The sequence below is a fragment of the Streptomyces sp. NPDC088157 genome, from assembly GCF_044741545.1.
Classification (GTDB): domain Bacteria; phylum Actinomycetota; class Actinomycetes; order Streptomycetales; family Streptomycetaceae; genus Streptomyces.
In genome coordinates this window covers 819,869-834,788 of sequence record NZ_JBIUSU010000001.1, presented here as the reverse complement: position 1 = coordinate 834,788, position 14,920 = coordinate 819,869, and the positions used below count along the sequence as shown (strand labels likewise).

General features: G+C 74.6%; 11 protein-coding genes. 8 read left to right on the top strand and 3 right to left on the bottom strand.

Annotated elements, in window-relative coordinates:
- Positions 1-4 precede the first annotated feature (4 nt).
- Both ACIPFH_RS03460 and ACIPFH_RS03455 read right to left on the bottom strand, forming a co-directional pair.
- Positions 5-865, bottom strand: a complete 861-nt coding sequence (locus ACIPFH_RS03460) for an SMP-30/gluconolactonase/LRE family protein (protein WP_401822634.1) — start codon at positions 863-865, stop codon at positions 5-7.
- Positions 862-1,635 (bottom strand): IclR family transcriptional regulator, encoded by a 774-nt coding sequence (locus ACIPFH_RS03455; RefSeq protein WP_401822632.1) that lies wholly within the window; start codon positions 1,633-1,635, stop codon positions 862-864. Before ACIPFH_RS03455 ends, ACIPFH_RS03460 begins: the two co-directional genes overlap by 4 nt.
- 161 nt (positions 1,636-1,796) lie before the next feature.
- Here ACIPFH_RS03455 and ACIPFH_RS03450 point away from each other — a divergent pair, with 161 nt between their 5' ends.
- Positions 1,797-2,387 carry a hypothetical protein gene (locus ACIPFH_RS03450; RefSeq protein WP_401822630.1) on the top strand — a complete coding sequence of 197 codons (591 nt, stop codon included), beginning with the start codon at positions 1,797-1,799 and terminating at the stop codon, positions 2,385-2,387.
- Between the two features lie 62 nt (positions 2,388-2,449).
- Here the strand turns inward: ACIPFH_RS03450 and ACIPFH_RS03445 are convergent, their stop codons facing one another.
- The gene (locus ACIPFH_RS03445; RefSeq protein WP_401822628.1) at positions 2,450-3,334 is read right to left on the bottom strand and encodes a RimK family alpha-L-glutamate ligase; all 885 of its coding nucleotides are present in this window, start codon (positions 3,332-3,334) and stop codon (positions 2,450-2,452) included.
- Positions 3,335-3,602: 268 nt separating this feature from the next.
- On the opposite strand from ACIPFH_RS03445, the gene ACIPFH_RS03440 reads away from it, so the two are divergent.
- The 7 genes from ACIPFH_RS03440 to ACIPFH_RS03410 all read left to right on the top strand — a co-directional run bounded on the left by ACIPFH_RS03440 (position 3,603) and on the right by ACIPFH_RS03410 (position 14,895).
- Positions 3,603-4,667: a MerR family transcriptional regulator gene (locus ACIPFH_RS03440; protein ID WP_401823727.1), complete on the top strand. Its 1,065-nt coding sequence runs from the start codon at positions 3,603-3,605 to the stop codon at positions 4,665-4,667.
- Between the two features lie 71 nt (positions 4,668-4,738).
- A complete protein-coding gene (locus ACIPFH_RS03435) occupies positions 4,739-6,238 on the top strand; it encodes an acyl-CoA synthetase (protein ID WP_401822626.1) in 1,500 nt (499 codons plus the stop codon).
- Positions 6,235-8,013 (top strand): carboxyl transferase domain-containing protein, encoded by a 1,779-nt coding sequence (locus ACIPFH_RS03430; protein WP_401822623.1) that lies wholly within the window; start codon positions 6,235-6,237, stop codon positions 8,011-8,013. The genes ACIPFH_RS03435 and ACIPFH_RS03430 overlap by 4 nt, the downstream gene beginning before the upstream one ends.
- Positions 8,014-8,112: 99 nt before the next feature.
- Positions 8,113-8,439, top strand: coding sequence for a CU044_2847 family protein (locus ACIPFH_RS03425; RefSeq protein WP_356261752.1), 327 nt, complete (start codon positions 8,113-8,115; stop codon positions 8,437-8,439).
- Positions 8,436-10,151 (top strand): trypsin-like peptidase domain-containing protein, encoded by a 1,716-nt coding sequence (locus ACIPFH_RS03420; RefSeq protein ID WP_401822620.1) that lies wholly within the window; start codon positions 8,436-8,438, stop codon positions 10,149-10,151. The genes ACIPFH_RS03425 and ACIPFH_RS03420 overlap by 4 nt, the downstream gene beginning before the upstream one ends.
- 84 nt (positions 10,152-10,235) lie before the next feature.
- Positions 10,236-11,264: an AAA family ATPase gene (locus ACIPFH_RS03415; protein WP_401822618.1), complete on the top strand. Its 1,029-nt coding sequence runs from the start codon at positions 10,236-10,238 to the stop codon at positions 11,262-11,264.
- 43 nt (positions 11,265-11,307) lie between these two features.
- Positions 11,308-14,895, top strand: a complete 3,588-nt coding sequence (locus tag ACIPFH_RS03410) for an SAV_2336 N-terminal domain-related protein (protein WP_401822617.1) — start codon at positions 11,308-11,310, stop codon at positions 14,893-14,895.
- Positions 14,896-14,920: the final 25 nt, after the last annotated feature.

The following is a 14,920-nucleotide window of genomic DNA, read 5'->3' as shown; positions in this document are numbered from 1 at the left end:
GCGGTCAGCCCGCGAACGCCGGCTGTGCCAGGCCCTTGCCCACTCCCGGGACCACCAGCAGCGAGCCCGCCAGTGGGTGGGGTGCGGCCAGGCCCACCCGGGCGGTGGTGATGTAGAGGTCGGTCAGATCGGCGCCGCCGAACGCGCAGGCCGTGACCCTGGGGGTCGGAAGGACGATCACCTGGTCCAGTTCGCCCGCCGGGGTGTAGCGGCGTACCGCTCCCCCGTCCCACAGTGCCACCCACACACAGCCGTCGGCGTCGACGGTGAGGCCGTCGGGGAAGCCCGCGCCGTCCTCGATCGTGACGAAGGGGCGGCGGCCGCTCACCCGCCCGTCCGCCGAGTACTCGAAGACGTCGACCCGGCGCGTCGGCGAGTCTATGTAGTACATCCGCGTGCCGTCCGGGCTCCAGCCCGTCCCGTTGCTGACCGCCACGTCGTCGAGGATCACCGCGGTCGAGCCGTCGCCGGTGAGCCGGGAGAGGGTCCCGCCGCCCGGGGCCTCGTCGTAGCGCATGGTGCCGGCCCAGAGCGAGCCGTCCGGGGCGACGGCGGCGTCGTTGGCGCGGCGGCCGGGGACGGGCTCGTGGTGCAGCCAGCGGAAACTGCCGTCCGGGTCGAGCAGGCCCACGCCGTCCCGCAGGTTGAGGACCAGCCCGCCCCCGGCGCGGGGTTTGGCCGCGCCCACGTGCTGGTCGGTCACCCGGACCGTGCGGCGGCCGGTCGAGGGGTCATAGCCGTGCAGGCGGGAGCCCAGGATGTCGAGCCAGAGGAGGCGGCCGTCTGCCGGGTCCCAGGTCGGGCCCTCGCCGAGGGCGGCCTCGGCCCGGACCGCCACCTCGTAGGCCGCGCCGGTCGCCGTCATGCCACGTTCCGGTAGCCCAGGAGCTCGGACAGCTCGGCGGCGCCCTTCGCGGCGAGCTGCTCCAGTTCGCCGCGGCGCTCGTCGCTCCAGCGGATCATCGGCACGGAGATGGACAGGGCGGCGACGACCTGGCCCGTGCGGTCGCGCACCGGAGCCGCCACGCAGCTGACGTCCGGGTTGGACTCGCGCCTCTCGACCGCGACCCCCCGCTCCCGGATCTCCGCCAGGGCCTCGCGCAGGGCGCCGGGCTCGGTGATGCTGTTCGGGGTCATCCGGATCAGGTCGGCGTCGTCGGGGATGCGCGCGCTGAGCTCCGGCTCGGAGAGCGAGGCCAGCAGCATCTTGCCGACGGAGGTGCAGTGGGCGGGAAGCCGACGGCCGGCGGCCGAGACCATCCGCACCGCGTGCGTGGAGTCGACCTTGGCGATGTAGATGACATCGGTGCCCTCGAGGATCGCCACGTGGACCGTCTCGTCACACGTCTCAGCGACGGAGCGCGCGACCTGCTGACCCTCCGCGGCGAGGTCGAGCTGCTCGGCATAGCGGCTGCCGAGCTGGTACGGGCGTACACCGAGGCGGTACCGTCCGGGTTGTCCCGGAACGCCGACGATGTACGACCGCGCCGAGAGCGTGGTCACCAATTCGTGCACGGTGGTGCGCGGAAGCTGGAGCTTGCGCACTATGTCGGGGGCGGAGAGCGAACCGTCCCCGTCGAGGAAGAGCTCGAGGATGTCGAGCGCTCGGGTCACAGCAGGTACGAGGCGTCCCACAACCGGCCCCTCCCTTAGTTGATCGTCTCAGTGCCTGCGTTCGAGATTTCAACAGGCGATCGGCATGACGAACACAGGCTGTCATACGGCGTTGCGCCGGGCAATGGTCGGGAATCGCACAGTGGCCCAGGACGGTACGCCCGGTGCGCCAGGATGGAGAGATGCCGACCCAGAAACGCCTCGCCGGCTCCTTCACGGCGCTCGATTTCCAACAGGTCCTGCTGCGCCGCATGGCCGACCACAACCCGGATCTGGTGGAGGACGCCCGCCATGGACTGGGCATCTCCCTCGCACAGATGCGGGAGGCCAACAAGCGCTGGCAGGCGATGCTCCACTCCCCGCACGCACGCGGCTCGCTGGCCCGTTACCGCTCCGTCCTCGGCGAGCCGGAGTCCCGGACGCCCCGCCGCGTCGGAGATCTCGACTGCGAGGCCTGGCTCTGGCCGCTGCCCCTCTGGCCCGACCTGCGCTTCGAGGCGCTGGTCGCCCCGAACGGCGGCGTCTGGAACGAGTGGCTGGTCCGCGCCCCGGGAGTCCCGCCCCCGCGCCTGACGACCCTCGACGACCTCGTCCCCTGGTCCTGCACGGTCGACGAGGTCGCCCACGCCTTCGCCCCCGCCCGCCCCCTGGAGGGCACCGCCCCCACCCGCTGGGGACTGGCCTTCACCGCACCCGACGGCCTGGGCATGAGACGGGAGGTCGTCGCCGAGTTCACCTGGGGGCTGCTGCAACGGACGACGGTCCGGGAGTAGGGGCGGCCGGCGGTGAAGCCGGAGCGGACCGGGAGGCGGCGGAAGGAAGGGGGCGGCGGTCGTCAGAGGCTGACTGCCGCCGCCAGGATCGCCGCCACCACGGCCGGCACCGACCCCGGGTGCAGGAACAGGAAGAGGTTGGGCTCGACCAGTTCCAGTTCCATCACGCGCGGCTCCCCGTCGTCGCCGTCCACGAGGTCGACCCGGGCGTAGAGCAGCTCCGGCGCGTCCGGTACGGCGGCCAGGGCCCGTTCGGCGACGGCGAGCTCGGCCGGGCTCGGGGTCCACGGCTCCAGACCGGGGTGGGCGACCTTGTCCGCGTCGAAGGCGGTGCCGGGGGCCAGTACCGCCCGCTTGCGGCTGGCGTGCAGCAGGCGCCCGCCGAAGAACTGGAGGGCCCGCTCGCCGCCGGTGTCGATGCTCCGCATGTACGGCTGCACCATCGCCGTCAGCCCCTCGGCGTGCATCCGCGCGAGGTGCTGCACGGCCGCCTCGCGCCGGTCCGGCGTATAGCGGGCGGCATAGCGGGCACCGGCGCCGGAGGTGGGCTTGACGACGTACTCGTGGTCGGCCGGCAGATCGGCGGGGCCGACGGAATCGCCCGGGGCGAGGTAGTGCGTGGGGACCGTGGGCACCCCGGCCGCCGCGAGTTCCCCGATGTACCGCTTGTCGGTGTTCCAGCGCACGACGGCGGCCGGGTTCGCCAGTCGCGTCAGCTTGCCGCACTGCTCCGCCCAGGCCGTGAACTCGGCCGCGCGCCAGCTGTAGTCCCAGGTCGAGCGGATGACGGCGAGGTCGTAGGAGGCCCAGTCGGCGTCGGCGTCGTCCCAGCACACCGCGTCCGCCTCGGCCCCGGCCGCCTCCAGCGCCGCCCGCAGCACGGGAAGGTCACGGTCCTTGCTCGGCTCCGGCCGGGGGTCGTAGGTGACGAGAGCGACTCGGGGCACGGCGGGACTCCGTTCTCGTACGACTGTCGTCCGTCCGGACGTCTGTCGTCCGTCCGGGCGCTCGTCGGCCATCGGCCATCGGCCGTCGGTCATCGGCCGCCCGAGCGTCCGGACGTCTGTACGTCGTACGTCTGTTGTATGCCTGTCCTGGACCTCGGCAGGTTATCCGCCGCCCCCATGGTCGGGACAACCCGTTTGACCTTCACCTTCGGTGAAGCCCCAGCATCGGTGGCGGGAACGAGGAAGCGACCTGGAGACCGGGATGGGCATGCGGATGCTGACGATCGGGGCCTTCGCGCGGGCCTGCCGGCTCTCGCCGAAGGCGCTGCGCCTGTACGACGAACTGGACCTGCTGCGGCCTGCCCGGGTCGACCCCGACACCGGCTACCGCCACTACGCGGTGGAGCAACTGGAGCAGGCCCGGCTGGTGGCGTGGCTGCGGCGGCTCGGCATGCCGCTGGCCCGGATCCGTGAGATCCGCGCCCTCGACGACCCGGCGGCCGCCGCCCGGGAGATCCGCGCGTACTGGGCGCGGGTCGAGGCGGAGACGGCCGTACGCCGGGATCTCGCCGCGTTCCTCGTGGACCACCTCTCGGACACCTCGCGAAGGGACACCACCATGCTGGAACTCCGTTACTCCGCCCACTCGGACCAGGGCCTGATCCGGCCCGCCAACCAGGACACCGCCTACGCGGGCGGCCGCCTCCTCGCCGTCGCCGACGGGTACGGGACGGCCGGCGGGCCCGCGAGCAGCGCCGCCGTCGAGGCGCTGAAGTTCCTCGACACCGAGGTGGCGCCGGCGGGCGGTGTGCTCAACCTCCTGGAGGACGCGGTGCGGGGCGCGAGCGACGCCGTGCGGGACGTGGCCGACGGCTCGGACGAGACCGGCACCACGCTGACCGCGCTGCTGTGGACGGGATCGCGCCTGGCCCTCGTCCACATCGGCGACTCCCGCGCCTACCTGCTGCGCGACGGCGGCCTGTTCCGCATCACCCACGACCACACGGTGGTCCAGTCGCTGCTGGACGAGGGGCGTCTGACCCCCGAGGAGGCCACCAGCCATCCCCAGCCGGCCCTGCTTCTGAAGGCGCTGTCCGGCGGCAGCCCGGGCACCCCCGATCTCCGTCTGCACGAAGCGCGCCCCGGCGACCGTTACCTCCTGTGCTCCGACGGGCTCTCGGCCGTCGTCCCCGACGACGCCATCCGCGACCTCCTCACCACGTTCCCGGCCCCGGACGCCGCCGTGCACTCGCTGGTGGGCGCCGCGAACGCCGCCGGCGGCCCGGACAACGTCAGCTGCGTCGTCGCGGACGTGGTGGAGGCGGCGGGCTGAGAGGTGACGGCCGGACGAGTGGGGTAGGAACGGGTTTGTTGTGTTCCGCAGCCACTCAAGGAGCCCGTCCCGTGTCCTCTCTCCTCCCGGCCCTGACGGACGACCCGTCGGGGCGCCCCGCTCTGCGATTCGGTGAGCGCTCCCTGACCTACGCGGAGCTCGCCTCGGCGGCCGGTGCCGTCGGTGAGCGGGTACGGGGGGCGCTGGGGGTCCCCCCGCTCGAGCGAAGCCGGGACCGGGGCCGGGTCGCCGTGTGGGCGACTCCGTCGCTGGAGACCGCCGTCGGGGTCGTGGGCGTGCTGCTCGCCGGGGTGGCCGCCGTGCCGCTGAACCCGAAGTCGGGCGACAAGGAGCTCGGGCACATCCTGGGTGACAGCGCGCCGGGCGTCGTGCTGGCGGCACCGGGCGACGAACTGCCCTCCGCGCTGGACCGGTTGACACGGATCGACGTCGAGGTCGAGGTCGGCGGTGGCGGGCGTGGCGCCGGGGTGCCGGTCGTCGGTGTTCCCGTGGGCGACGAGGACCCCGCCCTCGTCGTCTACACCTCCGGCACCACCGGGCCGCCCAAGGGCGCGGTCATCCCGCGTCGCGCGATCGCCACCACCCTGGACGCGCTCGCCGACGCCTGGCAGTGGACCGGGGAGGACGTCCTCGTGCACGGGCTGCCCCTGTTCCACGTGCACGGGCTGGTGCTGGGAATCCTCGGACCGTTGCGGCGGGGCGGGTCCGTACGGCATCTCGGGCGGTTCGACACCGAGGGCGTGACGCGGGAGCTGACCGGTGGCGCGAGCATGCTCTTCGGGGTGCCGACGATGTACCACCGCATCGCCGAGGCGCTGCCCGCCGACCCCGGGCTGGCCAAGGCGCTCGCCGGGGCGCGGCTGCTGGTGTCCGGTTCGGCGGCGCTGCCCGTGCACGATCACGAGCGGATCGCGGCCGCGACCGGACGCCGGGTGATCGAGCGGTACGGGATGACGGAGACGCTGATGAACACCAGCGTCCGTGCGGACGGGGAGGCCCGGGCGGGGACCGTCGGGGTGCCCCTGCCGGGCGTGGAGCTGCGGCTCGTGGACGAGGACGGGTCGGCCGTCGAGGCGTACGACGGGGAGAGTGTCGGCGAGATCCAGGTGCGCGGGCCGAACCTGTTCACGGAGTACCTCAACCGGCCCGAGGCGACAGCCGCCGCCTTCACCTCCGACGGCTGGTTCCGGACGGGGGACGTGGCCGTGCGCGATCCCGACGGCTATGTCCGGATCGTCGGGCGCAAGGCGACCGATCTGATCAAGAGCGGCGGGTACAAGATCGGGGCCGGTGAGATCGAGAACGCGCTGCTGGAGCACCCGGGGGTGCGCGAGGCGGCGGTGACCGGGGAGCCGGACGCGGACCTCGGGGAGCGGGTCGTCGCGTGGGTCGTTCCGGCGGACCCCGGATCTCCGCCGGGCGAGGGCGAGTTGGCCGACCATGTCGCCCGTAGGCTCGCGCCGCACAAGCGGCCCCGCGTGGTGCGCTACCTCGACGCGCTGCCCCGCAACGACATGGGGAAGATCATGAAGCGGGCGCTGCCGTCATGACGACGGGGCGCGCGAGCGCGCGGGAGGCCATCGCCCTCGTCACCGACGACTTCACCCAACTCCCCGACCCGCCGGGCGTCGGGGTCGGCGTCGGCGGGAACGGGCCGTCCGCTCCCGACGGGCCCCTGGGCTGGCCCGGTTACGACGCCTCGCGCGAGCGCGCCGCCCGGCGCACCGGCGAGTCGGAGTCCGTCGTCTGCGGCACCGCGAGCGTCGGGGGCACCCGGGCCGTGCTGATCGCCTTCGAGTTCGGATTCCTGGGCGGTTCGCTGGGCGAGCGCACCGGCGACCGCCTGGAGGCGGCGTACACGTACGCCCGCGAACACCGGCTCCCGGTCGTGCCGTTGATCGCCACGGGCGGCAGCCGGATGCAGGAGGGCATGCTCGCCCTCACCCAACTCCAGCGGGTGGCGAGGCAGTCGGCGCTCACCAGGCAGGCAGGGCTGCCGCAGGTCGCGGTTCTGCGGGACCCGACGACCGGCGGCGGCTGGGCCACCCTGGGCGCGGGCGCCGACGTCGTACTGGCGCTGCCGGACGCCCAGGTCGGCTTCGCGGGCTCCCGGGTCCGCCCACCGGACGCCGACCCGACCGCCTACACGGCCCTGGCCCAGTTCGCGGCGGGAGCGGCGGACGCGGTGGTGCCTCCGGCGGAGCTACGGGAGGTACTGGGCCTGTGGCTGCGCCTACTGACCGACGGCACACCGGAAGCACATCATCCGGCGGAGATACGCGGCACCCCCGGCGAGCCGGGCGCCACCGGGCCGGACACGGCCCGGCCCCCGACGCCCCCCGGGCCCGAGACCGGTACGGCACCGGACGAGACGGACCCCAGGACCGAGGCCCGGCCGAAATCGCTTCGCGAGGCCGCAGCCCTGCCGGCCGAAACTCACGGACCCACCGCCGAGGCCGGTGTGGTGCCGGGCACGACGGACCCCACCGCCGAGGCCGGTGCGGTGCCGGGCACGACGGACCCCACCACCGAGGCCGGTGCGGTGCCGGGCACGACGGACCCCACCACCGAGGCCGGTACGGTGCCGGGCACGACGGACCCCACCGCCGAGGCCGGTACGGTGCCGGGCGCGGAGGGGCCCGGGGCCGAGGCACGGCCGGAGTCGCTTCGCGGGCCCGCGCCCGTCCCCGCCGCCCTCGGCGTCACGGATCTGCCTCGTACCGGGTGGGAGGCGGTCCGGCGGGCTCGGGCGGTGGAACGGCCGCGTGCCCGGGCCTACTTGGACGCCTACTTCACTCAGCGGCTCGCGATCTCCGGAGACCGGTGCGGCGGGGTGGACCCCGACGGGATGCTGTGCGGGTTCGGCGTCCACCAGGGCCGCACCGTCGCCTACGCGGCCCAGACCGGCGCGGCGACCCGGCCTGCCGGGTACCGCACGGCCGCCCGGCTGATCCGCCTCGCGGACCGGCTGGGCATCCCGGTGCTGACCCTGGTGGACACCCCGGGCGCGGCCAACGACGCCGAGGCGGAACGGCAGGGGGCGGGCGCGGCGATCGCGGAGTTGTTCGGCGTGGTCGCCACCGCCGGTACACCGCTCACCACACTGGTCATCGGCGAGGGAGGTTCCGGCGGCGCGCTGGCGCTGGCCGCGCCCGGCCGCACCTGGGCCACCCCGGACAGCTACTTCTCGGTCATCGCGCCGGAGTCGGCGGCGGCGATCCTCAAGCGGCCGGCACGGGAGGTGGAGGCGACGGCGGACCAACTGCGCATTCGGCCCCAGGACTTGGTGGAGCTGGGGGTGATCCGGATCACGGAGGCACGCTGAACGCAGGACAATCTCCAGTACCGTCCGTGACAATGGATGCGCGCAGAGCCGCAGGAGTGCGGAGGCGCGGGAGTATCGGGAAGGGGTTACGGGGGCGCGGTGGACGGACTGGTGGAGTTCAGGACCGACGACGGTGCCGTGGTCGCCGTCGAGGCGGTCACGGAGGGGCGGCCGGGTTCCCGTCTGGTGGCCCGGGGTGACGGGACGGTCCAGGCGGCCCGCACCTTCGAGGGCGCCCTGGAGGGCGTGCGCGCGGCCGCCGAGTCCGCGCTGCGGGTGTTCCGGGACGGGACGTTACGACCCGACGGGGTGGAGATCGAGTTCGGGGTGAAGCTGTCGGCGGAGACCGGCGCGATCATCGCCAAGGGCACGGCCGAGGGCCACCTCGTCGTGCGACTGACCTGGTCGCCATCCCCCACCTCATGAACAGCGCCGAATGGCACGCCCGGATCGAGAGCGCGGGCCAGGTGGCGGGCGCGGGCTTCCTCGTCACCCCGCGCAGGGTGCTGACCTGCGCCCACGTCGTGCACGGGGCCGACCCGGACGCCCTGACGGTGACCTTCACCGAGCGCCCGGGCTCCCCCGCCGTACCGGCGCGGGTGGTCGCCGACGGCGGCTGGGGCGGTGGCGCCGCCGACCTCGGCGACCTGGCCGTGCTGGAGCTGGCGCACGAGGTCCCGATCGCCCCGGCCGCGCTGGCCCCGGTGGACTCCGCCCACGACCGGCGGCCCGACCGGCCCCGCAAGCTGGTCGTCTACGGCTTCCCGGTCGGCTTCGACGAGGGCACTCTCGCCGAATACCGCATCACCGCCACGCAGTTGCTCAACCGCGAGTGGATCCAGCTGGAGGCCTGGCAGCCCGGCGGTCAGCCGCTCGCCCCCGGGTTCAGCGGGGCGGCGGTCACTCTCGTCGACACCGGTGAGGTCGTCGGCATGGTCACCGCGGCCGCCGGCGACCGGGGCGTGCACAACGGGCGGATGATGCCCACCGAGGTCATGGCCCGCTACTGGCCCGATCTGGAGGGCCTGGTCCCCACCTCCGACCACCGCACCGCCGACCGCGCCCGGTTGCGCGAACTCGTCGAGCGAGCCGTCCGCGCGGGTCTGGACGGCGATCCGGGGCGGCGCGTACGGCTCTACGAGTCCGCCAGGGGCCCGCTGGACCCGGACGCGCCCGAGGAGGGCTTCGACTCGCTGTGGTCGGCGGCCCTGTTCGTGCTGTGCGAGGTAGACGGCCCCGACGCGGCGGCCACCGTCGCCCGCTTCACCGCCCATGTGGAGGCCCTGTTCCAGGCCCCCGTCGAGACGGCCGCCGCACCGGACTGGTCACCCATCCTCGTCGACCTCCAGCACAGTGGCGCGGGCGACGGACACGTCCGCGTCGAGGTGTCGGCGTACAGCGGGGGCCGTCGGCACCCGGTCGGTTCGGACACCGTCCCGCAGGCCGGGCTGCGCGCCTATGTGCAGGACCGGATCGAGGCCGCCTTCCGCTATCTGACGCCCGGCTGCGACGAGTTGCTCGCGTTCGCGCTGCCCCGCGACTGGATCGACCTGCCCGTCGACCGATGGGCGAGCACACCCGACGACGACACCCCGCTGGGCTGCGTGTACCCGCTCGTCGTCACCGACCAGGCGCGCCGCAGGGCGGGTGTCCGGCACCAGCTGACCCGGGTGTGGAACCGGCTCGACGCGGCGCCCGGCGCACGGGTGCACCGGGTGGAGTGCGGCAGCCCCGAGGAACCCCGCCGGCTCCGGATGCGGCTGCGCCAGGACGACGCCTGCCTCGCCGGCTTCGCGACGGCTCCGGCCGCGACCCACACCCGCCCGCACTTCGACACCTCGCTCAACGCGCCGGCCCCGATGGTCGTGTGGTCCCGCGAGGGCTGTCACACCGGGCCGGACGAATCCTGCGCCGGCGGGGACGGCTGTGCGGGCAAGACGTTCCTGGACGAGCTCGACACCTGCGTATCCGGCGTACCGCCCGCCGAACTCCCGCGCCGGGTACTGGCGTTGCGCGAGGAGGCCGATGCGGAGGACGGCCACTGGGCGCACGACATCCAGCTGCTGTGGGACGACCCGCGCCTCTTCGCCGACCCGCAGGACGGCACGTCCACCCACCCCCACTCACCCGTGACCTGACCCTCCGCCTCCACCCCCACCACTCACAACCGAGTCACCTCAGCCGCATCAGCCACACCGAGTCACCCCGAGTTTCGGAGAACCATGCCGCACTGGTCCGTCTACACCGGGAACAGCGAGCCGCACGACGGCATCGCCCGGCTCCCCGCGCCGCCGCCCTGGCGGGCGTTCGACGGTGAACCCGTCGTGCCGCCGCCCCGGGACGCCGACGACGAGGCGGCCGTGTCCCCCGACCGGGTCCACCGCGCCCGCTCGTACGTCGCCACCCCGGAGAGCGTCGAACTCGTCAACGCGGCCCTCGTGCTGCGTCGCCCCCTGCTGGTCACCGGGCCGCCCGGCACCGGCAAGTCCTCCCTGGCGTACGCGGTGGCCCGCGAGCTGGGCCTCGGTCCGGTGCTGCGCTGGAACATCACCAGCCGCTCGACCCTGGCCGACGGCCTCTACCAGTACGACCCGCTGTCCCGGCTGTACGCGGCCCGGCAGGCGGCCTGGCGCGAGCGGGACGGGGACTCCGCGGGCGGGGTCGAGGACCATCTGCGCCTCGGCCCCCTCGGCACCGCCCTGCTGCCCTACGAACGCCCCCGCGCGCTCCTCGTCGACGAGATCGACAAGAGCGACCTCGATCTGCCCAACGACCTGCTGAACGTCCTGGAGGAGGGTCAGTACGAGGTCCCCGAACTCATGCGCGCGGCCCGGCACTCCGCCGAGGACGTCACCGCCGAGGTGCTGGCCGACGGCTCGGACACGCCCGTCGACGTCACCCGTGGCCGGATCCGCTGCCGCGCCTTCCCGTTCGTCGTCCTGACCAGCAACGGCGAGCGTGAGTTCCCGCCCGCCTTCCTGCGCCGCTGCGTCCGGCTGAAGCTGCGCCGCCCCGGCCGCGAACAGCTCACCGAGATCGTCCGGGCCCACCTCGACACCCCGCCCGGCGAGGCGGAACACCTCATCGACCGTTTCCTGACCCGCGCCGCCGACGGCGAACTCGCCACCGACCAGTTGCTGAACGCCCTCTACCTGACCGGAGTCGCCGGCCTGGACGCCGACTCCCGCGACGGGCTGGCGGAGCGACTGATGCCGTACCTCAGCGCCACGGCGGACGGCGATGGGTTCTGAGGAGAGGCCGAGAGCGGGACAGAGGCGCGGACCGACGGGTGTCATGTCCGCCCTGGAGCGGCTGACCGCACTGCTGACGGCCGCGGCCGACACCCCGCCCACACCCCGCGAGCTGGCCGAACTGCTCTGGCTGGCGAAACTGTCGAGCGGCCCGGAGGAGCCGAACGCGGTGACCGCGGCGGCCGAACAGGCGCAGCACACCGCACAGGACGCCGGCGGTACGTCCGACGGCACGGACGGCACGGACGGCAGCGCGCCTGACAGTTCGGCCGACGGCAGGGCCGGCCGCACGACCGGGAGTGCCGGGCCCGGATCGGCGCTCGCCGCCGAGCGGGTCCCCCTCCGCCTGCCCACGCCCGCGCCCGCGTCCGCTTCCGGTGGCGGCACCGCCGGGAGCAGTCCCGTCCTCGCGCCCGCGCCACCGATGCTCCCCCACCCCCTCGCCCTCCAGCGGACCCTGCGCCCGCTGAAGCGCACAGTGCCCTCGGCGCGCGCCCGCCTCCTCGACGAGCGGGCGACGGCCGACCGCATCGCCCGGCTGGGCGCCCACCCGGACGTCTGGCTGCCCGTGCTGCGCCCCGCGCGCGACCGCTGGCTACGGCTCAACCTCGTCCACGACACCGGCCCGACGATGCCGGTCTGGCGCCCCCTCGTCCGTGAACTGCACACCGTGCTGGCCCAGTCGGGCGTCTTCCGCACGGTCGCCCTGCACCCCGCCACGCCCGACGGCGAGGCCCGGCAGGTCCCCGACCCTGCCGACGGCCGGACGGTCACCCTGATCGTGAGCGACTGCATGGGCCCCCAGTGGCGCCCCGGCCGCGCGGGCGACCGCTGGTACCGGATCCTGCGGCACTGGGCGACCCGGATGCCGCTGGCCGTCGTACAGCCGCTCCCCGAGCATCTGTGGCCCACGACGGCTCTCCCCGCCGAGCCGGGTCTGCTCTCGTCCGTCACCCGGGCGGCCCCGCTCTCCGCACTCACCTTCACCCCGTACGAGCCCGAAGCCTCGCCCCGGCCCGCAGAGGCCGTCCCGCTCCCCGTCCTGGAACCGGGCGCCCCCTGGCTGGCCAACTGGGCGACGCTGGTGGCGGATCCGGGCGGCGCCCGCACCCCGGGGGCGGTGGCCTGGCTGCCACCGGCGCCCGCACCACCCTCGTCCGCCGGATCCGAGGCCCCCGACCTGGCGGCCCTGCCCGCGCAGGATCTGGTGCTGCGCTTTCGCGCCACCGCCTCCCGGGAGGCCTTCCGGCTGGCCGGCCATCTGGCCCTGGCCGTCCCCTCGGTCCCGGTGATGCGCCTCGTCCAGCGTGCCGTGAACCACGACCCACGCCCCCAGCACCTGGCGGAGGTGATCCTCAGCGGCCTGCTGACCACCGCCCCCGGCCCGCCCGGCTCGTACGACTTCCGCCCCGGCGTACGCGACCTGCTGCTGCGCACCCTGCCGCGCTCGACACGCGGCCGTGCCCGCGAACTCCTCGACCGTATCGGCGGGCTGATCGACGAGCGGGCGGGCCTCACGACGGGCGAGTTCCGCGCGGAGACAGCCGGGCCGGGCGGGACCGACGGCACGACCCCGGCGTTCGCGACGGTGAGCGAGGAAACGGTACGAAGGCTCGGCGGGGACATCGAGGAACCTCCGCGACAGCCCCGCGAGACGCCCGACACCCCCCTGAGCGACCGGCCGGAAGCCGAAGGACCAGAGACCGACCGGCCGGGGGCCGACCGGCCGGGGGCCGGGCAGCCGGAGACCGAAGGGCCAGGAACCGAACAGCCGAGGGCCGAAGGACCGAAGACCGAACAGCCGAGGGCCGGACAGCCGGAGACCGAAGGACCCGGGACCGAAGGACCCGGGACCGAAGGACCCGGGACCGAAGGACCCGGGACCGAACGGCCGGGGGCCGTCTTGGGTGTGCGTCCCACTCTGCTCTTCGAGACCGCCACCGACCTCGGCGCCCGCCCCGAAACCCGCATCACCCTCGAGTACGCCGTCCACGAAGTCCTGGCGCGGGGCGATCTGACGCCCCAGCAGTACGAGGTCCGGGTCCGCGGGAACGGCTACGTCGTGCGGATCCACCCCGACGCGTACCTTCTCCCGGTGCTCGCCGCCGCCCTGCGAGGGCTCCCCGGTCCGCTCGCCGAGCTGGCCGAACGGCCTCGCCTACGGGTGACGTTCCAGGACGGCACCGAGGCTCCCACGCCCCCGTGGAGCGCCGCCCCCGTCCTCCTCACCGTCCCCCCGGCCCTCTACGCGTCCTTCGCCGACAGCTCCGCCGCCGCCGGCCCGCACCGCTTCCGGCCCCTGTTCGGCGACGCCCCGGACGCCCCGCCGCTCGCCTGGTACTGCCCGTTGCCGCGGTCCGACGAGGCCGGAGCGGGCGGAGCCGGCGGGGCGGACGACCGCGACGACGCCCGGGACCTGGTACGCGGTCCCTTCCTCACCCGGGACCTCCGCCAGCTGGGCATACCCGCCCCAGGCCGTACCGCGATCGTGCACACCCGCCCCGACAGCCCCCTCACCCTCCTCGACCCCGTCCTGCCCTACGACGGCCGCCCGCCACGCCCGGCGACGTACTACGAGGTCGACCTCACCCCCCAGCACGCCGTCGACCGGATCTTCCTGCCGAGTTCCGGCAAGGGCGTCTTCACCGCCGCCGCCGAGCTGACCTGGCGGGTCGACGACCCGGTGGCGTTCGTGCGCGCGGAGGCCACCGGCGTGTCCGAGCGGCTGCTGGCGCATCTGCGCGAGGCAGGGTCCCGTGTCACCCGCCACCACTCCGTCCGCCGGGCGGCCGGCGCGCAGCGGGCCGTCAACACCCAGCTCGGCAGGTGGCCGGTGCCCGGCCTCGCGGTGACCTGCGCGGTCACGCTCGCGCCCGACTACGCCCCGCCCCCCGAGGTGCGCCAACCGGCCGGTCCCTCCGCCCGGCCGCTCCAGGACCTGCTCGCCGACGCCGAGACCGTCCTGTTCGGCTTCGACGGCCCGATGATCCGTCTGTTCACGGCGACGACCGCCCGCGAGGCCGCCCTCGACCTGCTCCGGGTCGTCGCCGAACACCGCGACCCCGAGGACGCCCTCGCCGGCCGTCCGCTGGGCGACCCGGGCGCCGCGGGCGCGGGCCGAGAGCTGTTCGTACACCCGCTGGACGTGCTGCGGGCCTTCGCCCAGGACCGGCTGGCACCGCTCCTGCGGGACCGTCTCGACCACCTGGAGCTGAGCGCCGTACCCGACGCGCCCAGGACGCACCACGCGGTCGTACTCGTCCGCACCCTGCACGACACCGGTCGCCGGGTCGGGGTGGCCACGGACGTCTGCGCAGCCGCCGTCCACCGCTGTCTGGAGTCGTACCGGCTTCCGCTTCCGGCCGGTGTCCACGGCCGCGAGGACGACCTCGGCACGCTCACGCCTAGCCCGCACCGGCTGCTGCGGGCTCTGGAGCCGCTGGGCGCGCCCGCCGCCACCGCCGTCCTGATCGGCTCCACGCTCGCCGAGCTCGCCGCGGCCCGGGCCGCGGGCCTGCGCTTCATCGGCCTCGCGCGCAATCCCACCGTCAAGCAGGCCCTGCTGGGGGCGGGCTGTGACGCGGTGGTCCCCTCCCTCACGCCGGTGCTGGAGGCGGCACGCGCACTGTAGGGACGGCCGGCCGGGCCGGGCAGGC